Source organism: Aminipila butyrica, from assembly GCF_010669305.1.
In the GTDB taxonomy this organism is placed as follows: Bacteria; Bacillota; Clostridia; order Peptostreptococcales; family Anaerovoracaceae; genus Aminipila; species Aminipila butyrica.
Window position 1 is genome coordinate 3,256,719 of the sequence record NZ_CP048649.1, and the last position, 18,756, is coordinate 3,275,474.

The window sequence follows — 18,756 nt, forward strand, 5'->3', positions numbered from 1 at the left end:
GTTCCTCCCTTATTCTTCAAACTTCATACCCAGTTCAGGCAATTCCAGGGGATAATCCCCCGTAAAACAGGCGGTACAAATTTTGTCTGGCCCCAAAGAAATAGCCTCCAGCATGCCTTCCACACTGAGGTATCCCAGGGAGTCGGCTCCCATGCCTTGCCGGATTTCTTCAATCGTATGGGTGGCGGCTATGAGCTTGCTCTTGTCCGGCGTATCAATACCGAAGAAACAAGGGTCGGTTACCGGCGGCGACGCGACCCGCACGTGAACCTCTTTTGCTCCAGCCTCCTTTAGCATGCGAACAATCTTTGCGCTGGTGGTGCCTCGGACAATGGAGTCATCAATCATGATTACCCGCTTACCTGCTACATTTTCCTTGAGCACGTTCAGCTTCAACCGCACGCTTAACTCCCGCATCCGCTGATCTGGCTGAATAAAAGTCCGGCCTACATAGCGATTCTTGATGAAGCCTTCCCCATAAGGGATACCCGATTCCTTAGCATATCCGATAGCCGCCACCGTACCAGAATCTGGCACAGAGATGACCACATCTGCCTCTACCGGATGTTCCTTGGCCAGAATTTTGCCGCAGAGGTTTCTGGCTGTATAGACGTTCCGCTGGTCGATATCGCTGTCTGGTCTGGAAAAATAGACGTATTCAAAAGCACAAGAGGCTCTCTTCCCCGCCTTAGCATAACGGTATGATTTTATTTCATGGTTTTCAATAATTACCATTTCGCCCGGCTCCACATCCCGAATCATCTGAGCGCCCAGCAGAGAAAAGATACAGCTTTCAGAGGAAAGCACAAAGCCTTTTTCCGTCTTGCCAATACACAGCGGCCGAATACCATTTGGGTCCCGGACACCAATCAGTTTGTTGGCAGAGGTAATGACCAAGGCATATGCCCCTTGAACCACTTGCAAGGTTTGGTTGATGGCCTCTTCAATCGTGCTGTTCTTTAAATGTCTGGCGATAAGGGCCGCTATAACTTCTGAATCGATGGAAGTCTGGAAAATCACCCCATCGTCCTGCATTTCTTCCCGCAGGATTCGGGCGTTAACCAGATTGCCATTGTGGGCCAAAGCCAAAGGGCCTCCTTTGTGGTAGACCACCAGCGGCATAGCATTAGAAGCATGGCTTTCACCAGCCGTGCTGTATCGCACGTGGCCGATAGCAATATCCCCTTGCAGACGCTGAATAATCTCATCATTGAAGATTTCCTGCACCAGGCCCATCTCTTTATAATACTGAATCTTGCCCCCCAGGTTGACGGCAATTCCCGCACTCTCCTGTCCCCGGTGCTGTAAGGAATGCAAGCCAAAGTAGACGGCGCGGGCATTTTCCTGACTGCCAGGCTCATAGACCCCCACCACGCCGCATTCGTCGTGGAATTTTTCCTCTTCAAACATCTTCAATTCCTGATTTATATCAATCATTCTTTTCTCCAATTTCCTTCTATTCCCATGGAATGCAAAAGCTGCTGATTCCAGGTGGCTTTCAGCCTACTGCTTTACTCTGCTGAACACTTCCTGATACGTCTCTTCTACGTTTCCCAAATCTCTTCGGAAGCGGTCTTTGTCCATCTTTTCGTTGGTATTCACATCCCACAGTCTACAGGTATCTGGTGAAATCTCATCTGCCAGAATGACCTGCCCTTCGCAAAGACCGAACTCAATCTTAAAGTCAATCAGCTTTAAATCCCTTTCCAGAAAGAATTCCTTTAACCCTTCGTTGACAGCATAAGCATATTTTTTCACATGGGCTAGCTGCTCTGGGGTAGCCAACTCCAAAGCCAAGATGTGGTCGTCGTTAATCAAGGGATCGCCTAAATCGTCGTTCTTATAAGAAAATTCCAGCACCGGCTGTTTAAATACAATGCCTTCCTCTACGCCATACCGCTTAGAAAAAGAGCCGGCGGATACGTTGCGGATAATGACTTCCAACGGCAGGATTGTCACGGCCTTTACCAGGGTCTCCCGCTCGCTGAGCTGTTCGACCAAATGCGTTGGAATGCCCTTTTCCTCCAGCATCTTAAAGATAATATTAGCCATGGTGTTATTGACCACGCCCTTGCCGGCAATCTGCCCCTTTTTCAATCCGTTGAAAGCAGTCGCATCGTCCTTGTAATCTACGATAAATAGCTTTGGATCCGCTGTCTTAAATACTTTTTTGGCTTTTCCTTCATAGAGCATTTCTAATTTTTCCATGGTTCATTCCTCCTGATCTTTCCTTTAAGGGAATCGGTAAATTGTTTTTTATGATATATAATATAAATATTTCCTATGCGTTCATCTCTGCATCCAGAGCCATGATTTCTTCTTCCATCTTTATTTTGTACGCCTTCATCTTCTGCCGAAGCTCCGGATATTTGATGCTGAGCATCTGCACGGCCAGCAAAGCCGCGTTTTCTGCCCCGTCAATAGCTACGGTAGCCACCGGTACTCCTTTAGGCATCTGCACTACGGAAAGAAGGGAATCCAGACCGTCCATGGTGCTGGACTTCATGGGAATTCCAATGATTGGAAGGGGTGTGGTCGCTGCCAGCACACCGGCTAAGTGCGCCGCCTTTCCCGCCGCAGCGATGATGACCTCAATACCCTTTTCCTCTGCGGTTCGAGAAAATTCCTCTGCCGCCCGGGGAGTCCGATGGGCGGAAATAATCCGTACCGAACAATCCACACCAAATTCCTGTAGCAACGCTTCTGCCTTTTGCACCACCGGATAGTCTGATTTGCTTCCCATTACGATTGCTGCTTTCATCTTTTTATCCTCCATACATCCAGTAAAGTCTTTTTTATTTAAAATATCTTACACCGGCTTCAAAAATCTGCTGATCCTTGTCCCCCGGCACATTCTTATATACATTAGTGCCAATACGCTCCGAATGCCCCATCTTGCCAAAGATTCGACCATCCGGCGAAGTAATACCCTCGATAGCACAGGTAGAATAGTTGGGATTGAAGGCAATGTCCATAGAAGGCTGGCCCCCAAAATCTACGTACTGAGTAGCCACCTGCCCATTTGCCATGAGCTGAGCTATCCACTCCTGGCTGGCGATAAAGCGGCCTTCTCCATGAGACATGGCTACCCGGTGAATCTGGCCGGGCTCTGCCTTTGCCAGCCACGGTGATTTGTTGGAAGCAATTCTGGTGTTTACCAGACAGGATACGTGGCGACCAATTTTATTGTAGGTCAGGGTTGGCGAATCCTCATCCATATCTGTGATTCGGCCATAAGGCACCAGCCCCAGCTTAATCAAGGCCTGGAATCCATTGCAGATCCCCAGCATCAAACCGTCTCTGTTCTCCAACAGATGGCTGACGGCCTCTTGTACCCCCGGATTTCGGAAAACCGCCGTGATAAACTTGGCAGAACCGTCTGGCTCGTCGCCTCCAGAGAACCCGCCTGGCAGGAAGATAATTTGACTTTCCCGAATCTTCTCTTCCAATTCTCGAATGGAAGCAATCAACTGCTCCTGATTCAGATTGCGCATGATGTGAATGTCTGCCTGGGCCCCAGCCCGCTCAAAGGCCCGCTTAGAATCCATCTCGCAGTTCGTACCCGGGAAGGCCGGTATCAACACCCTTGGCTTGGCGATCTTGATAGCCGGCGAAGCCCAGCTGTCCGTCTTATAGCTGATGACTGGAACGTCCGTCTTATCTTCTTCCCCCTTGAAGTCCCCAGTACGCACTGGAAATACACCTTCCAGCGGTGTCGTCCACTGGCGGAGAATCTCCTCTAGCGTTTTTTCTACAGAGATTGTCTGTTCCTCCGTATCTGCTTTAGCTCCCGCATCCTCACAGTCAGCAAGCTCCGTCACCTTGGCGGTCAGCTTTCCGCTATTCGCCGTGGCCCCAACTCGCTTATATGGCAATCCGCCAAACAGGGTCTCTGGGTCTGCCTCTCCGTCGATTTCCAGCAGCAAGGCACCATATTGAGGCTGACAGAATTCGTCTCTGGTTATCTGCTCCAGTGTGACCCCCAGCTTATTGCCAACGGCCATTTTTACGGCGGTCATAAACACCCCGCCTTTTCCCACCGTATTGGCAGAAAGAATATGGCCAGCTGCCGTCAGTTCTTGTATTCGATCCATGTTGTCTCGATATTGCTTGAAATCAGGAAGCTGATTGGCGTTCCGAGAAATCGGCAAGTAGATTAAGTGGCTTCCCGCCTTTTTAAATTCTGTGGATACGACTTGTCCGGCCTCTATTACCGCTACGGCAAAGGATACCAGCGTTGGCGGCACATTGATGTCCATAAACGTTCCAGACATGCTGTCCTTGCCTCCGATGGCGGGAATGCTCAGTTCCGTCTGCACCTTTAGGGCTCCCAGCAAAGCCATAAAAGGCTTACTCCAGCTCTGGGAATCTTCCGTCATCCGCTGAAAATATTCCTGGAAGGTCAGTCGGACCTTTCTCCGATCACCGCCCATGGCTACGATTTTGGTTACTGAATCCAGCACCGCATACAAGGCACCATGATAAGGTGAGCTCTTGGCCAGCTGTGGGTCGAATCCGTAAGTCATCAGCGTGGCCGTAGTGGTCTCTCCAGTAGTCACTGGCAGCTTACAGGCCATGCCTGCCGCCGGTGACAGCTGATATTTTCCGCCCAGGGGCATAAGCACTGTAGCCCCGCCAATAGTACTGTCAAACCGCTCCAGAAGGCCTTTCTGACTGCAACAGTTCAGGTCAGCCAAGCAGTCTTCCATCCAACAATCCAGTTCTTTCAAAGGCCCATTCATAAAGTCTAAGGACTGATCCTTTACCAGCACCTTTGCTTTCTGCGTGACCCCATTTGTATTTAAAAATTCTCTGCTCAAGTCTAAAATACAGCTGCCCCGCCAGAACATGCGAAACCGTCCGCTGTCCGTTACCTGAGCTACTGCCACCGCCTCCAGATTTTCCTCTTGGGCCAGAGCTATAAACGACTTGGCATCGGCTTCCGATACGACTACCGCCATCCGTTCCTGGGATTCCGAAATAGCCAGCTCTGTGCCGTCCAAACCTTCGTACTTTTTCAGTACCAAGTCCAGATTCACATCCAGACTGTCCGCTAATTCGCCGATGGCAACAGATACGCCCCCTGCTCCGAAATCATTACAGCGTTTAATCAGGGTAGCCGCTTCTTTTCTGCGGAACAGCCGCTGAATGTTCCGTTCAACCGGTGGATTGCCTTTCTGAACCTCGGCACCGCAGTTGAGGATGGATTCTTCTGTATGCTCCTTAGAGGAGCCGGTAGCTCCACCACAGCCGTCTCGTCCGGTCCGACCTCCTACCAATACGATGACATCCCCCGGTTCAGGCCGCTCTCTGCGTACATGACTGGCAGGAGCTGCTCCGATGACGGCTCCGATTTCCATGCGCTTGGCGACGTAGTCTTCATGGTAAACCTCTGCTACCTGCCCGGTGGCCAGGCCAATCTGGTTTCCGTAAGAGCTGTATCCAGCCGCTGCCCCTTGGGTAATTTTTCGTTGTGGCAGTTTGCCAGGCAGCGTATCCTGAATTGGAGTCCGCGGATCAGCAGAACCGGTCACCCGCATGGCCTGATAGACGTAAACCCTGCCTGATAGCGGGTCTCTTATGGCGCCTCCCAAACAAGTAGCTGCACCGCCGAAGGGTTCAATCTCTGTGGGATGATTGTGAGTCTCATTTTTAAACATCACCAACCAATCTTCTTCCTGTCCGTCAATATTGGCCTTCACCTTTATACTGCACGCATTGATTTCTTCTGATTCATCTAGGTCAGGCACTAGACCCTTTTTCTTTAGATATTTTGTGCCGATGCAGGCCAAGTCCATCAGACAGATGTCCTTCCCTCCCTCTTGAAGGGCTTTAAAAATCCGGTCCCCGTAGACCTCTTGCCGTATAGCCAAATATTCGTCGAAGGATTCTTCAATTAACTGGGCATATGCACCTTGTTCAAACTGAATATCCGTCAGACTAGTCATGAAGGTTGTGTGCCGGCAATGATCGGACCAATAGGTATCAATCACCTTCAGCTCCGTCATGCTGGGTTCTCTCTTTTCTGCACTCTTGAAATATTTCTGGATAAAACCAATGTCCTCACTGCTCATGGCAAAACCCTGCTCTCGCCGAAAAACGTCCAACTGAACCTCACTCATGGTAGTAAATCCCTCTATCACCGCTACATCTGCTGGTACAGCACTGTTCATGGACAAGTGCTCTGGCTTTTCCATGTCGGCCTCTTGCGAATCTACTGGATTGATGCAATAGTCCTTCACCTGGATTAATTGATTTTGATCTACCTCTCCCTGCAAAACAATGATTTTGGCAAACTTCACCATAGGTTGGGCCTGAGCATTCATCATTTTAATGCACTGAGCTGCCGAATCTGCCCGCTGATCATACTGGCCAGGGAGAAACTCCACTGCAAACAGCGTTTCCCCCAGTCCTTCCGGCAGCTGCTCTTCATAGACCCAATCTACCGCTGGTTCTGAAAAGACCGTATGTCTAGCCTTCTCATAGGTCTGCTCATCAATCCCATCTATGTCATATCTGTTTAAAATCCGAATGTTCGATAATCCTGTTAAGTGGAGATTTTGTCTGACATCTTCTCTTAGCCCTTGAGCCTCCACATCAAAGCCTTTCTTTTTTTCAACAAAGATCCGTTTTACCATACAAGCGATCCTTTCTCCGTACATTCAATCCATTTATTTTATTTAATGTTCGTATTTTATTATTTTATTTGTCTTAATGACTAAAGACTAGCACACTTTTTCCGTCATTACAAGAAACATCTGCAATTTTATTAAAAAATTTTATAAAAACACGAACTTTATTCATCCATCTTTTTTTAATTGTTCATATATGTGCAATTGCGCACAAAAAAAGCGGGGGGGCAAACCCTCGCCTTTTTCATATCACTAAAATGTCTTTTTTAATTGTATGGGCCAGATATCATTCTAAATCCCTTTGTTGTCTTCCTTCCATCGCCAGCTGGCTTCCCCATAGGCCAAAATCAACTCAGCTGCTTGCTGAATGCCGATACGCCCGCTGTCCAAAGACAGCTGATAACCTCGGGAATCGCCCCATTCTTCCCCGGTGTACTGCCGATGGAACTCGGCCCGCCCTCGGTCCGTCTCTTGAATCAGTACCTTGGTAGCTTTCTCACTGATGCCGTTGGATTGAGCAATCCGCTGAATGCGCCAATCTAAATCTGCGTGGACAAAGACGCTGATATGGTCTTCTTGTTGGCGGAAGATGGCATTAGCGCACCGCCCTACCAGAACACAAGGCCGCGTCCCAATCAACCTGCGAATTTCCTCAAAAGGCTTCCTGCTCAACCGGTCATCTGCTTCCTCCCTGGCGATAGCGTATAGCAGACTATTGGCGGGTTTCTCTTCAAAAAAAGTCTGAACCTCTTCATAGTCCCCTAACTCTTTCAGCCGTTCAGCCAGGTATTCTTTATCATAGAGCTCAACCCCCAGCTTTTCTGCCAGCTTCTCGCCGATGTCGTGTCCGCCGCTTCCATATTCCCGTCCGATGGTAATAATCATATTCCTCACCTCACTATATAAAATGTGCAAAGATAGCTGCACCTACTACCGTTAGCAGGCCCGTCACCGCAATGGCCAAACTGCTGATGGCCCCTTCTACTTCGCCCATTTCCATAGCCCGGGCTGTGCCGATGGCGTGAGCCGCTGTTCCCAGCGCCAACCCCTTAGCCACCGGCTGCTTGATGCGGAAAAGCTTGCACAGCCATTCCCCCATGACATTGCCAAGAATTCCTGTAATGATAATCACCGCTACGGTGATGGTAACCATACCGCCCAACTCCTCTGAAACGCCCATGCCTATAGCTGTAGTGATGGATTTAGGCAACAAGGTCACATATTCCTCATGGCTGAGTCCAAAGGCCTTAGACAAAGCCCAGACACTGCCCAACGCGGACAATACCCCTGCCAGACTGCCTATGAGAATGGCCGCCCCATGCCGCTTCAACAAACTCCGCTGCTGGTATAGCGGCAGCGCCAGACACACGGTGGCCGGGGTCAGCAGATAACTGATGTATGTTGCCCCTTCGTTGTAGCGGTCGTATTGAACGCCGCAGAGCAGCAACACGACAATAACAAAGACAACAGCAATCAGTAACGGGTTGAAAGCCGGATGCTTAAATTTTCTCTTTAGATACAATCCCAGCAGGTAGCCAATCAAACTGATGACTACCCCAAAAAAAGTAGAATCTTCCAAAAAACTATTCATGCTATTTCCTCTTTTCCATGTTGATGACCAATTGCGTTACGCCTCCTGTCACCGCCAAAACGATGACCGTGGTTACAAAGGTAATCACGGCAATGGGGATAAAGATTGGCTTCAACGCCGCCCAGGAATCCATCAGCCCCACCGCTGCCGGGATAAACATTACCGGCATAATTTCAATGAGAAAGACTCCTGCATCCTGAACGCTGTCCAACTTAATAAGCCCGGTTTGCAGGGCCAGAAGCATGAGCACCAGCCCATAGATGCTGGCTGGTATAGTCAACGGAATAAATGCCTTTAAGACTTCTCCGATAAATGTAATCAATAAAATAATGGCAAACTGTTTTAAATATTTCATTGTTGCTCCCCACCAAATTGTTCTGCCACCTGAAGCATGATAGCACATTCAATTCTTTTCTTGTGAAGCTGACAGCCGAAATCGTAGACTCCTTGAATGCTGCCGGTGGTGTGGTAGGCGTTAGCCGCACAGCCGCCGCTGCAATACATCCGGGCAAAGCAATCCCGGCATTCTTCATGAGAATAGATGTTGCAGGACTTAAACTGGTGGCAAGCATTCTGGTTTTGAATACCCTCAAAGACGGTTCCCAGCAAGAACTCCGGGTCCCCGACAAACTGATGACAGGGATACAAATCCCCCTCCGGAGTCACCGCCAGATATTCTGTACCTACTCCACAGCCGGATATCCGTTTGACAATGCACGGACCGCCTGTCAAATCAATGGTGTAGTGGTAGAAACGGAAGTCCTTTCCTTCCTTCTTTCGCTGAAGCATCGCCTGGGCCAGCCGATCGTATTCCGCCAACAGCTGAGGCAAATCCGCCTCCGTCAGGGCGTAGTCTGCTCCCGGCTCCGCTACCACAGGCTCCATGGACAGCTCTTTGAATCCTAAGTCTGCCAGATGGAGAATGTCACTGGCAAAGTCCGTATTATGATGGGTATAGGTTCCACGAATATAGTAGTTTTCCTGGTTTCTGGACTCTGCCAGTTTGAGGAATTTAGGCAAAATCGTGTCGTAGGAGCCTTTACCATTTCTAGATACCCGCAAGCGGTCGTTAACCTCTTTTCGTCCATCCATGCTCAATACCACATTGCTCATCTCTCGGTTGGCGAATTCGATTACCTCCTCATCCAGCAAAATGCCATTGGTGGTCAACGTAAAGCGAAAGTTTTTATTGTGCAGCTTCTCCTGCTGCCGCCCATAGGCCACTAAGTCTTTGACCACTTGCCAGTTCATAAGCGGTTCCCCGCCAAAGAAATCCACTTCCAAGTTCTTTCTGGTCCCAGAGTTTTCAATCAAAAAATCCAAGGCCTTTTTCCCCACTTCATAAGACATGAGCCCCCGGTGTCCCTGCTGGTACTCTCCCTCTTCCGCAAAACAATATTTACAGGCCATGTTACAGTCGTGGGCCACATGAAGACAGATGGCCTTCACCACAGACTGCCTGTCCTTAAACTCCCCAGACATCTCCTGATAGATGTCCACAGAAAACAACTTTCCCTGCCTCTTCAACTCCTCTATATCCGCAAAGACCAACTCGATTTCTTCTGCGGTTACCTCGGGCAAATGGCCGTACTTGCTCAAAATATCTGCCGTAATAGCCCTTCTTTCTTCTCCTGCCTCCAGCTTTTCAATCACATCGTAGGCCACCTCGTCCACACAGTGAACCGCCCCGCTGTTCACGTCCAGAACGATGTTGTACCCGTTATTTTTATATGTATGTACCATAAAAGGTCATCCTTTCCTTTTTTATCTATCTATAAATTTGTATCTGGCACCTGCCAAAACTTTCTACTGCAAGTTCCTTTCAGTGCGCAACTGAAAAAATCGCCATAAGCCCTGCAGCCTATAGCGATTTGAAAAGTTGTGCTTATTTCTTTAGCTGTTCGCACTGCTGATTTGCAACGCTGCAAGAAGTCTTGCTTGCGGACTGGCAAGATGTCTGGCATTCGCCGCAGCCGCCCTTTTTGGCTGAATCCACAAGGTTTCTCGTTTCGATAGTCTGTATTCTCTTCATTTTTTACCTCCAACCTGGCGTTCTGGTCCGAGCCAAACTGCGCCAAGACTATGTGTTTTAAAATTGCTCCCATTATATTACCACAGCTGAGTCATTTTATCAAGCCATCCCACTATAAAGTTTTTCATAATGGAGAAAAATTGAGAATACATTTACTAAATGGAGGATTGACCAATGAAATTACGTAAATTCAAAGGACTAAAAAAATTTCCGGCTGTCCATAAGCCCTCTTTGTCTCGCAAGGGGCTTTTTCTGGGGTTGTTTATCGCTCTGGCAAGTTTTGCCGCTGTCGTGTACCTGGTACCCCAGGCTCTAAGCCGAGAGACTGCTGCACTGCCGGCACCTTCCATATCAGCTGCCCAGGCCATACTCCTGGACGCCGATACAGGTCGGGTGCTCTATGAAAAAAATGCGGAGGAAAAAGCCTATCCTGCCAGTACCACGAAGATTTTAACCGCTCTGCTGACCATTGAACGGGTGGAAGAGCTAAAAAGCGACTTAACCCAACAGGTAAAAATTCCTCCTGAGGCCGTGGGTGTGGAAGGCTCCTCCATCTATCTGGCGGCCCAAGAGCCCGTCACCATTGAAGATCTGTTATATGGGATGATGCTCCGCTCCGGCAACGATGCCGCTACTGCTCTGGCCGTGATTATCGGCGGTGATCAGCAGCATTTTATTGATGAGATGAACCGCAGAGCTCAGGAGCTGGGCTGCACAGGCAGCCAATTTCTAAATCCCAGCGGCCTCTTTGACGAAAACCATTACACCACCGTTGCCGACATGGGGCGCATCGCTCAAGCTGCCATGAAAAACAAGACCTTCCGTCGGATTGCTGCCACAGAAGAATGGAATGCCAGCCGAGCCCCTGACAAATACAACTACTTCTACAACAAAAATAAAGTTGTCCACCAATACGAAGGTGGGAATGGCATTAAAATTGGTTACACCAAAGCCTCTGGACGAACCCTCGTGGCCTCGGCCCGCCGAGATGGCCGACAGCTTATCTGCGTCGTGATGGGGGCCCCCGATTGGTTTAACGACTCCTACAGGCTTATGGACTATGGATTTTCTTTAAAGCCCTAGCACCTCTTCCTCCCGGTGAAAATATACTGATAGGATAATAGTATAATCAGGTGGGAGGATATTCATGAACGCGACAACAAATATGGACTGCATCGACAGCGGTACCGAAAACTGCCCCTGCTATCTGGCTGCCACAGGGGACTGCCTCATATGCAGCAGATTGCAGGGAAAAGACTACTGTGACTGCCTGTGGAAAGGCGTTTGCATATACAACGAATTTACTCAAAACGGGGAACGCATCAACAACCCCCGCCGGGACTTCAGCGCCCGAATTCTATCTAAAGAAACGTATTTGGAAGACCTATTTGCCTTAACCCTGTCTGTCGGACGAGGCTTTGCTCTAAAAGCAGCCGTCCCTGGCAGCTACGTATTCTTACAGGCTCCCGATACCCCAGCCTATTACCAAACGCCCATTTCCGTTATGAGCGCCGATGGAGCCCAAGGTACCATCACGCTGCTGATCAAAGGTATTTCCGCCAAGACCAAAGCCATCTGTGCCCAGGAGGAAGAGCTGATTCTTCGGGGAGTTTACCGAGGAGGCATTTCCCAGCTGGAGTCCATTCGAGGCAGGTTTGGTCGTCTTTTACCAGATAGCAAACTGCTAGTCTTGACAAAAGGTGTAGGCTTTGCCCCCGCTGTCAACCTGCTGCACTGGGCAGGCAAGGAGGCGGTATCCGCTCTATTAGTGGATACCGATAAGCTGGCAGAGGCGGCGGTTTGGGAGAACCTGCCGTCGGACTTCCCTCGGGAGCAGGTTCGGTTAACCAGCCTAAGCGAGTATCTGGAAGCAGAGAAATTTCAACAATTGATAGAGGAAACCCGTTGTACGGCCTTGGTGGTTTTAGCCTCCGATTTCTACATCGAAGAGATTCGCCGCTTGCTGGCTAGTATGCCAGAGCCTCCGGCCTTAATTTCCAGTAAAAATGCGAATCTATGCTGTGGAGAAGGTATATGCGGAGCCTGCAGCTGCGTATCTGCCGACGGAACCGTCCATAAGCGCTGCAAGTGCCTATAATTCGTCAGCAACAGAAAAAAATCCGGATAAGAGAACAACCTTTTATGGTTTCTTGTCCGGCATTTTTGTTATTAGGATTATTCTATTTCAGGAGAAACTTAAATCTAATTCCCGGTTTTGTTTATCTACACAACCGGTTTTCACCTCACATTGAAAAAGTTTGTTTAGAGCAACGGATAACTCAAGGGCGACCTGTTCTACCATAGCATGATTAAAACCAATAAAGCCGTCAATGGGAAAAAATACATAAGACGTTTTCCCCGTTATCTTCCCATGCTCACTTTGGCGCCATGTCCAACGTCTGGTTCGAACCTGATGACCAACGGCATAGACTACTTCTCCGGGCGAGACGACTTCTTCCTCGTTTGCTCCAAAAGGTAAAAAGGTGTCGCCGTCTACGGAATAGCGCATTTCAATATCTTCCGGAGAGCAGCCAAGGTCATGGGTTCCCATGGGGATTACATGTTTCAGGGAAATGGCATTATTTAAATCGACTAAAGGGTTGATATGCGGAAGCTCTTTTCCTTTTGCAATCCGAGAGAACATGGCTTCAACTGAGCAACGAAACTTATTGGGATTCATCCCAAGTGCTTGGAACGCTTCTCGGTAAGGCAATATCTCCTCTGCCTCCTTTACCTTGATATTCTCAAACTTTACCTTCGCAGAGGCCACAGCCTCGTCTAACAAGGTTGCAATCTGTGGGTTTATATTACTGTTATCGACACCTTTTGCAACAACAACGCCAACCATTAAGTCGGGAATCCGATCAAAAATTTCTTTTTCTATTCTAAATTTCACAGTTTGTGCTCCTTTCGGCTCTTGTCTTTAGTACCAATCCGCTCAAATTGCCCTTATGATGCTGGACTTAGAAACAGCAGTCTGCTTTTAGTCGCTTATTTGCTTTCCAACAGGTACACGTCATCCGGAGTAATCCGCCGTTCTGGCGTGTAAATAGCCCAATCGGTTATGAGTTCCCAGGGATATTGACCCGTATCTCCCTTGTGGAGATCAGCTATGTAATAAGGCTCCTGGGTCAACTTGGCGGTCATTCCTTCCCGCCCCATCCCCAAGACTTCAAACCAGATGTGCTCCGTGGACAAATCTTCTGAGCGATGGGCTTCATCAATCTCCAAGCCCAATTTCACCTGAATAGTACTTTCTTCCTTGCCAAAGGCCTTCTGCATGTATTCCAGCCGCTCCAACGCCAAAGCCTTCATCCGCTTCGTCTCTCCAGTGGTCAGCATATAGATCGGGTTGCCCGCCAAATGCTCGTCATAGAGAGATAAGGCACCGTAAGTCCCCTGCTGAAAGTCCTCATAGGATGGATAAACAAAAATAGCACTGGTATGACCGTTGTGGCTTTCCTCTCGATCGTTCTTTCCCCCCAGCATATGGGGGGCATATAGTTCCACCGCCTGCTCCCATGGTACTAAAGTACCTACCAGGCTTTCCTCACTGGTGAGATGGGCCAGGAATAGGGGCTCCAAAGGCCCCAAGGGTTCTTCCATCTCCAGCAGCCGGTTGGCCATCATCTCCATTACCGAATAATGGCTTTGATACACGGCTTTGGAGGAATGGAGCACTTCCAGTTCTGTAATCCCGCAGCGGTTCAATCCATGGCTGTGAAGCCACACTAAATCGTCCTCGGGGTCACTTACAGCTTGAACGGTGTAAATATACCGGGGAGCCGGCGGAATCTTGGAGGAAGCCGCCAGGGCTGCCCAGCGGCCGGATAAAATCTTTTCTGAGCTGTCGTCAAAGACGGCCAGCTTCTCTGGTAACAGGGCGTGGATAATCCGCAGCTGTGCATGGTAAGAAGCCAAGGCATCTGCCCCGTAGGTCATCTCCACCGCCAAACCAATTTCCATCTGCTGCAAAGCCTCTATATCTACGTCAGGAAAAGCGTGCAAAGATCGGTACAACTCCGGAACTTGAAATCCTGTGGGATATAGCTCCACCGAATAGTCTGCCTGATCTATCTGGAGCCGCAGCTTCATCACTTCCTCTTCCATCGTCGCCTGGCAGATTTGGATGCCATCTGCTTGGGAGAGTCTGGTCATCATGCCGTCCAAATCCATCAACTCTTCCTCCAGGACGGGTACAGCCAACATATGGGATATGTCCCTCATGATTTACCTCCATCTTACTTTTTAACTATTATTATTACTACCCATCAAAAGTCTAACTTAATTTGTTGGGCATACACCTCATCCTCTGGATCCTCTGCCGTAACAGCGCTTTCTATGTTCTCAATGTCCGGCAAATCTCGGATATTTTCAAACCCAAAATGTCCTAAAAAGGCATCGGTCGTCCCGTATAAGATAGGGCGGCCAATACCATTGGAACGGCCCTTTTCTTGAATTAACTCCTTTTTCAACAGGCCTTCTATCACCCGGTCGCACTTAATGCCTCGGATGGAATCAATTTCGCCTTTTGTGATGGGTTGCTTATAGGCAATGATTGCCAAGACCTCCAAAGCCGACTGAGACAGCTTTTTCTCTTTTACTGGCGTACACAGCCGTTCAATGTAAGGCGCATTGTCTCCATTCGTAATAAATTGAAAGGTCTTGTTAATCTCAATAATGCGGATGCCCCGCCCCTCCTGCTCATATTCCTGTTTTAATTCCAAGAAACAGTCGTAAGCCTCCTTCCAGCTGATATCGAACACATCTGCTGCGGTCTTCACGTCCAGAGGCTCCCCCCAGACAAACATCATGGATTCAAAGGCGGACTTAATCGTCTTTTTGGTCGTCATTCGCTTCTCCTTTTTCCCCGTATTCTTCTTCCCCAGGAAGGACTAATTCCAAGGACATCTCTCCAAAGGAGTGATGCTGCTCCACGCGCACCAGACGGTCTCGAATCATCTGCAGCATAGACGTGAAGGTCAGCACCACGTCATATCGGTTTCCAGATGGAGGAACCAATTCCTTAAAAAACACCTGCCGGAAGCTATGTCTTTTAAAGAAATCTACAATATATTGAACCTTCATCTCGACACTCTGTTTCTGCCGCTCTACTCTGGTATAATGACGGCGCACTTCATCTACCCGCTGTTTCTTCCGCAGGAACAAGTTGAAGGCCGATACAAACCGCCGGATGTCCAGGGATAACAGCTGGTCTGCTTCTCCCACGTAAGGCTGTAAGTCTTCTTTAGGTTTCTGAAAGCAACGCATTTTTTCCTGCTGATACGTCTCCAGCAGGCTGGCAGCTGCCTTGAATTTTTTATATTCCAAGATTTGCTCCACCAGTTCATTCCGAGGGTCTTCTTCCTGTTCAAATCCATTCTCCAGAGGTACGCTCCGGGGCAAAAGCATCTTGGATTTAATCTCAATAAGAGATGCGGCCAGCACCATAAATTCCGTTGCCACATTGACATCAGCTTCCTTCATCTGTTCCACATAGGATAGATACTGGCTGGTAATCTCCGCTACCTGTATATCATATATGTTCATTTCTGCCCGCTCAATCAGATAGACCAGCAGGTCAAAAGGTCCTTCAAAGATATCCAGTTTTACTTTATACCCCATGATGATCCCCCTCATGTCTGGTGTAGTAAGTCACCCCGGCTACGATAGTCAGCCCGCCGATCACCTGCCACAGGGAAGGAATCTCCGCAAAGAGCACTACCGCCAAACCAGTGGCAATAAAGGTCTCCAAATTTTCGCAGGTAGCTATGTAGAGTGCCGAGGTATAGCCTAGACACCAGTTGAAGACTGCGTGTGCCCCAATCTGACACACCATAGCCATAACAAATATCCAGAACATATCCTCCGTGCTATAGCCGGTAAAGGGGGTCTTGGTTACCAGCATGCCCAAGGCAAAGGTCAGCCAGCAGAAGAAAAATACAAAGAACACATACACCGCCGCCGGGATGCCCTTGCGGAACTTATTCCCCGCCATCAGATACAGGCCGATGAACAAGGCTGCAAACAAGCTCATAACGTCCCCAAACAACACCTCCGAGGATATGCTATAATCGCTGCCGGAGATAATAACACTGCCGATAAAGGCGACGACGACCCCCGCCACCGCTTTTTTATTGGTTTTCTCCTTAAAGATAAATACAGAAATCAACAAAATCATAAAGGGATCGGTCATGGCGAGGACGGTGGCACTGGCCACGCTGGTGTGCCCTACGCCCGTAAACCAGGAGAAAAAATGGCCTGCCAGAAATATCCCGGCTATAGCACAGCCGCCCAGCTGTTTCTTGGTCAGGGTCATCACTTCTTGCCGATGCCGAACCAGCGTAATTCCTGCAAAAATAGGAAGGGCAAAGGTCAGCCGGTAAAAACCAATAGCCATAGGGGGTGCAGAGGTCAGCCGTACAAAGATAGATGAAAAGGCGGCTGCTATAACTGCTAAAATTACAACTTTTTTTACATTTCGTTCAAAGATATTCATGCTTTTTCCTCGCTTGCAGGCCCTTGCTCGGCAAAGAGCTTGGGCAAATTCACGTCATAAGGTGGATAGACAATGCTTTTTTCCGTAACCACGGCAGTAATGTATTTAGCGTCAGTCACATCGAAAGCTGGATTATAGGTCTTGATTCCATCTGGAGCCATGGGCTTTTCATACCACATTTTGTATACCTCTTCCCCCTTGCGCTCCTCAATATGGATGTCTGCACCCGTAGGCGTGTTCAGGTCGATAGTCGACGTTGGTACAAACATATAGAAGGGGATATTGTATTCTCGCGCCAGAATAGCCACGCCAGAGGTGCCGATTTTGTTGGCTCCGTCTCCGTTAGCCGCCATCCGATCGCAACCTACCACTACTGCCTGAATCCAGCCATTTTTCATCACGATGGAAGCCATGTTATCGCAGATTAGCGTCACATCCATCCCAGCCTTGTCCAACTCCCAAGCCGTTAGTCTGGCTCCTTGAAGCAGCGGCCTGGTTTCATCGGCAAAGACCTTAAAATCATAGCCTTGCTCTTGTCCCAAATAAAGAGGAGCCAAACAAGTCCCGTATTTGGCTGTGGCAATCGTGCCCGCATTACAGTGGGTGAGGATGCCCATCCCCGGTTTTAGCAGAGAAAGGCCATAGGTGCCCATGGCGTGGCAGGCGGCCACGTCTTCCTCATAAATGCACTTCGCTTCTTCTTTCAACTGCTGCTTTATGTGCTCCAAGTCCCAAGCAGCTCCCCGCATGGAGAGCAGCTTGTCCTCCATGCGGTTTAGGGCCCAAAACAAGTTTACCGCTGTGGGCCGGGAAGTAGCCAGGTATTCCTTTACCTCATGAAATTGCTGAAAAAAGTCCTCAAAATCTGCTCCCTGCAACTCCCTGGTGCAAACGTAGAGCCCCCAGGCTGCCGCCACACCAATAGCCGGCGCCCCCCGAACTTTCAGCTTGTAGATAGCCTCCCACAAGTCTTCCTTGGTCCGAATAGGCTCGTATACCTCCTGTCCTGGCAGCAGCGTTTGGTCCAATAAATACAGAGTCTCTTCTTCATATTTTATAGGCGATACAAAAGATGTCATCTCTCCTCCTCCACATGGCAAATCCGTCTTTTCAAATTATTTGTTATTCATATTTTCCATTAGTTTCACGGCGCTTTCAGTGGCTGCAATCCCCCCCAAGGCGGTCTCTCGCAGCTGCATCGGCAGCATCTTGCCCACTTTATACATGGCTTCCACTACCTCATCTGCGTCCATGTAGCTCTGAACGCCGGCCATGGCCAAGTCTGCACTGAGCAATGCGTTTACCGCTTGAGACGCATTCCGCTGGGCACAGGGAATCTGTACCAAGCCGCCCACTGGATCACAGACCAGCCCCATGATATTCATCAGGCAAAGGCTGAAAGCAATCACGGACTGGGCCGGGGTACCACCCCACAGTTCCACTGCAGCTGCCGAAGCCATGGCAGCTGCCACGCCGCATTCGGCCTGACAGCCACCTTCTGCTCCGGCCACAGTAGCATTTTCCGTGACGATAGCCCCCAGACCGGAAGCCGTCAGCAAAGCCAGCAAAGTCTTCTCCTCCGAAGCCCCTTGCCGTTCTGCCACCGATAGAATGACCGCCGGAACGATTCCGCAGGATCCCGCTGTAGGCATGGCACAGATTTTTCCCATAGAAGCATTCACCTCGCTGGAGGATAAGGCTCTGGCCATAACCAAATTAACAAAAGATCCGCAGAGGGTATCTGACTGGCCGGTAGCGTATCCGTACTGGGCAGCAGCGATGCCGCAGATTAAATTGCCCTCTGGGCTGGTGGGCTGCTCCAGCGCCTTTTCCGCTGAGTTCTTCATGACCTCATAGCGAGAAGCCATAACCGACAAAATTTCCGCCGGGCTCTTCTCACTGTGCTTGACTTCATTATCTAATATAATCTGAGATAGACTCACTTGCCTGTCTTCCGCCAGAGCCAGCAGCCCTTTAATGTTTTTATACATAATGCTTCCTT

Annotated in this window: 18 protein-coding genes; 2 read left to right on the plus strand and 16 right to left on the minus strand. The window is 49.2% G+C overall.

Going from position 1 to position 18,756, the window contains the following annotated elements; all coding sequences use genetic code 11:
• Window positions 1-9: 9 nt before the first annotated feature.
• The 9 genes from purF to scfA form a co-directional block, all read right to left on the minus strand.
• On the minus strand, window positions 10-1,437 hold the full coding sequence (gene purF / locus Ami103574_RS15240; RefSeq protein ID WP_246213161.1) for an amidophosphoribosyltransferase: 1,428 nt from the start codon (window positions 1,435-1,437) through the stop codon (window positions 10-12).
• Window positions 1,438-1,503: 66 nt separating this feature from the next.
• Window positions 1,504-2,208 (minus strand): phosphoribosylaminoimidazolesuccinocarboxamide synthase, encoded by a 705-nt coding sequence (purC, locus tag Ami103574_RS15245; protein ID WP_163067806.1) that lies wholly within the window; start codon window positions 2,206-2,208, stop codon window positions 1,504-1,506.
• Window positions 2,209-2,281: 73 nt separating this feature from the next.
• Window positions 2,282-2,761 (minus strand): 5-(carboxyamino)imidazole ribonucleotide mutase, encoded by a 480-nt coding sequence (gene purE, locus Ami103574_RS15250; protein ID WP_163067807.1) that lies wholly within the window; start codon window positions 2,759-2,761, stop codon window positions 2,282-2,284.
• A gap of 34 nt (window positions 2,762-2,795) precedes the next feature.
• Window positions 2,796-6,638: a phosphoribosylformylglycinamidine synthase gene (locus tag Ami103574_RS15255; protein ID WP_163067808.1), complete on the minus strand. Its 3,843-nt coding sequence runs from the start codon at window positions 6,636-6,638 to the stop codon at window positions 2,796-2,798.
• Between the two features lie 285 nt (window positions 6,639-6,923).
• Window positions 6,924-7,517, minus strand: coding sequence for a cytidylate kinase-like family protein (locus tag Ami103574_RS15260; RefSeq protein WP_163067809.1), 594 nt, complete (start codon window positions 7,515-7,517; stop codon window positions 6,924-6,926).
• Window positions 7,518-7,530: 13 nt separating this feature from the next.
• Window positions 7,531-8,223 carry an LrgB family protein gene (locus Ami103574_RS15265; protein WP_163067810.1) on the minus strand — a complete coding sequence of 231 codons (693 nt, stop codon included), beginning with the start codon at window positions 8,221-8,223 and terminating at the stop codon, window positions 7,531-7,533.
• Between the two features lies 1 nt (window position 8,224).
• A complete protein-coding gene (locus Ami103574_RS15270; protein ID WP_163067811.1) occupies window positions 8,225-8,578 on the minus strand; it encodes a CidA/LrgA family protein in 354 nt (117 codons plus the stop codon).
• A complete protein-coding gene (gene scfB, locus Ami103574_RS15275; protein WP_163067812.1) occupies window positions 8,575-9,966 on the minus strand; it encodes a thioether cross-link-forming SCIFF peptide maturase in 1,392 nt (463 codons plus the stop codon). Before scfB ends, Ami103574_RS15270 begins: the two co-directional genes overlap by 4 nt.
• 142 nt (window positions 9,967-10,108) lie before the next feature.
• On the minus strand, window positions 10,109-10,255 hold the full coding sequence (gene scfA / locus Ami103574_RS15280; protein ID WP_128746578.1) for a six-cysteine ranthipeptide SCIFF: 147 nt from the start codon (window positions 10,253-10,255) through the stop codon (window positions 10,109-10,111).
• 174 nt (window positions 10,256-10,429) lie between these two features.
• Here scfA and Ami103574_RS15285 point away from each other — a divergent pair, with 174 nt between their 5' ends.
• Both Ami103574_RS15285 and Ami103574_RS15290 read left to right on the plus strand, forming a co-directional pair.
• Window positions 10,430-11,338: a D-alanyl-D-alanine carboxypeptidase family protein gene (locus tag Ami103574_RS15285; RefSeq protein ID WP_163067813.1), complete on the plus strand. Its 909-nt coding sequence runs from the start codon at window positions 10,430-10,432 to the stop codon at window positions 11,336-11,338.
• Window positions 11,339-11,402: 64 nt separating this feature from the next.
• A complete protein-coding gene (locus Ami103574_RS15290) occupies window positions 11,403-12,353 on the plus strand; it encodes a hypothetical protein (RefSeq protein WP_163067814.1) in 951 nt (316 codons plus the stop codon).
• An 87-nt stretch (window positions 12,354-12,440) separates the two neighbouring features.
• On the opposite strand, the gene Ami103574_RS15295 is transcribed toward Ami103574_RS15290, so the two are convergent.
• The 7 genes from Ami103574_RS15295 to sdaAA form a co-directional block, all read right to left on the minus strand.
• Window positions 12,441-13,151 (minus strand): B3/B4 domain-containing protein, encoded by a 711-nt coding sequence (locus Ami103574_RS15295; protein WP_163067815.1) that lies wholly within the window; start codon window positions 13,149-13,151, stop codon window positions 12,441-12,443.
• A 95-nt stretch (window positions 13,152-13,246) separates the two neighbouring features.
• Entirely contained in the window at window positions 13,247-14,482 is a 1,236-nt protein-coding gene (locus Ami103574_RS15300) for a DUF4026 domain-containing protein (RefSeq protein ID WP_163067816.1), read from the minus strand.
• Between the two features lie 44 nt (window positions 14,483-14,526).
• Window positions 14,527-15,108, minus strand: a complete 582-nt coding sequence (gene scpB / locus Ami103574_RS15305; protein WP_163067817.1) for an SMC-Scp complex subunit ScpB — start codon at window positions 15,106-15,108, stop codon at window positions 14,527-14,529.
• A complete protein-coding gene (locus tag Ami103574_RS15310; RefSeq protein WP_163067818.1) occupies window positions 15,086-15,880 on the minus strand; it encodes a segregation and condensation protein A in 795 nt (264 codons plus the stop codon). The genes scpB and Ami103574_RS15310 overlap by 23 nt, the downstream gene beginning before the upstream one ends.
• Window positions 15,870-16,754 carry a DMT family transporter gene (locus Ami103574_RS15315; RefSeq protein WP_163067819.1) on the minus strand — a complete coding sequence of 295 codons (885 nt, stop codon included), beginning with the start codon at window positions 16,752-16,754 and terminating at the stop codon, window positions 15,870-15,872. The genes Ami103574_RS15310 and Ami103574_RS15315 overlap by 11 nt, the downstream gene beginning before the upstream one ends.
• Window positions 16,751-17,833 carry an S-methyl-5-thioribose-1-phosphate isomerase gene (mtnA, locus tag Ami103574_RS15320; RefSeq protein ID WP_163067820.1) on the minus strand — a complete coding sequence of 361 codons (1,083 nt, stop codon included), beginning with the start codon at window positions 17,831-17,833 and terminating at the stop codon, window positions 16,751-16,753. The genes Ami103574_RS15315 and mtnA overlap by 4 nt, the downstream gene beginning before the upstream one ends.
• A 36-nt stretch (window positions 17,834-17,869) precedes the next feature.
• The gene (gene sdaAA, locus Ami103574_RS15325; protein WP_163067821.1) at window positions 17,870-18,745 is read right to left on the minus strand and encodes an L-serine ammonia-lyase, iron-sulfur-dependent, subunit alpha; all 876 of its coding nucleotides are present in this window, start codon (window positions 18,743-18,745) and stop codon (window positions 17,870-17,872) included.
• Between the last annotated feature and the right edge of the window lie 11 nt (window positions 18,746-18,756).